The organism is Arenibacter lacus, assembly GCF_008711145.1.
In the GTDB taxonomy this organism is placed as follows: domain Bacteria; phylum Bacteroidota; class Bacteroidia; order Flavobacteriales; family Flavobacteriaceae; genus Arenibacter; species Arenibacter amylolyticus.
The window spans coordinates 1-1,552 of record NZ_VVIN01000161.1; the positions used below are offsets into that span (position 1 = coordinate 1).

Below are 1,552 nucleotides of genomic sequence, written 5' to 3' on the forward strand. Positions count from 1 at the left end.
AGATAAAATTCATTACTTTTAAGTCGGCACGATTCCGAACTGAAAAATCCTAAGGGATTTCCCAGACCGAAATCATAGCCTTAACGTTGGCAACAAGCAAAACTAACAGATACAACAGATGGATACAGATGATTTATCAAGAGAATCTTACGAAGGAATTCTAATCGAGGCAGAGAAATTGTCACATGATTTGACTTTGAGATTTGGCGTTTTATCGGGTGATTGTAAAAATGAGACCGAATACCTTGATAAAGCTGAAAAATTGACTAGAGAAGTAATGAAAGCGGAGGTATGGGAGATTGACGATTTATTTTGGGGTAATCCTCCCGAAAAAGATAAATTGGAATTAACTTGTAAAAATATATTAGAGAATATTGAGAAAGTAAAATCGATTCCGATTGAGAAACGTAATTTTGATTTCTAATCATCACTATGTCTTTATGATTATATATTTAGTTGGTATAAGCTGTATTGGTAAAACGACAATTGGAAAAATGTTAGCAGGTAAGATTGGTTATTCTTTCTTTGACTTGGATGAAGAAATACAGAGTTACTATGAAAAACCAATTGAACGGATTCAGGATGAATGTTTAACAATGAACGGATACAGAGAAAAAGCCAGCATTGTTTTAGATAAGCTATTCTCAAAAAATATTGATTCCGTAATCTCTGGGACACCATCGGGATTGAAATTTTCATATCTGCAAGTGTATAAACGACATAAGGACAAAGAATTAATTTCTATTTGTTTAAATGATTCATTTGAGAACGTATTGGACAGGTTAACTTTTTTTGACAAGGACTCAAATCCGATAACGGAAAGACTGGATGAATCGAAGAAAAAGAGATATTTAAAAGAGATTCGAGCGGATTATAATTTTTTCAAGGACTCTTACAAACGAGCAGATTTTCAGATAAACATAGAAGATGTGAGTTTAGATAATATTCCTGAATTGATTATGAAAACCATAGGGATGAATGAACTAATGCCAGCTGCCAACATTTTGTATAAGTAATGGCAGGCAAAGTGCTAAATATCAAGTTTTGTAGTCCGCTCAAACAGCGTAGCGGTTTGACAGGAATGTGCCACGCAATCTGCCACTACTCATACAATTTTACGTTAGAAGGTTATTTGCGGAAAAAATTAGAGCAGCTTCGGGACTTCCCTTTTTTTGCTGCCTATCCTATAAATTGACCAATCTGTACGCAAGTAGTACGTTTATCAGGGCAGCAAAAAATCTACGTTCTGTTAAGTTGTGGGAAGTTCTTTCGGGTTATTTAGGGATTGAAATAAGAGCGGCTTTCGGGCTATCCGCTTTTGCCGCCAGTACGGAATCGTTGCGCAATCGGTACGCAGGTCGACTTTTGGCTTGCCCTTTCCCGCCCAAGTTTTATAAAACACTAAATTATATTTGTGTTTGCAATGGTTTCGGCTGGATTGAAAAAGCGGCAAAAACCACGGGGATTGTTCCATTGGCTTGTCCGTTCGGGTAAGGTGTGGGCTGCAAACAACCTCTAACAGGGGCTATAATTCAGTCTTGCATTCCTTAAA

The 1,552-nt window shown here is 36.7% G+C and carries 2 protein-coding genes; both read left to right on the plus strand.

The genetic code is table 11. The annotated features are described in order from the left end of the window. The first annotated feature begins 118 nt into the window (after window positions 1–118). Entirely contained in the window at window positions 119–424 is a 306-nt protein-coding gene (locus F1E73_RS16920) for a hypothetical protein (protein ID WP_150452651.1), read from the plus strand. After that, window positions 399–1,016 carry a shikimate kinase gene (locus tag F1E73_RS16925; RefSeq protein WP_150452652.1) on the plus strand — a complete coding sequence of 206 codons (618 nt, stop codon included), beginning with the start codon at window positions 399–401 and terminating at the stop codon, window positions 1,014–1,016. Before F1E73_RS16920 ends, F1E73_RS16925 begins: the two co-directional genes overlap by 26 nt. Window positions 1,017–1,552 lie beyond the last annotated feature (536 nt).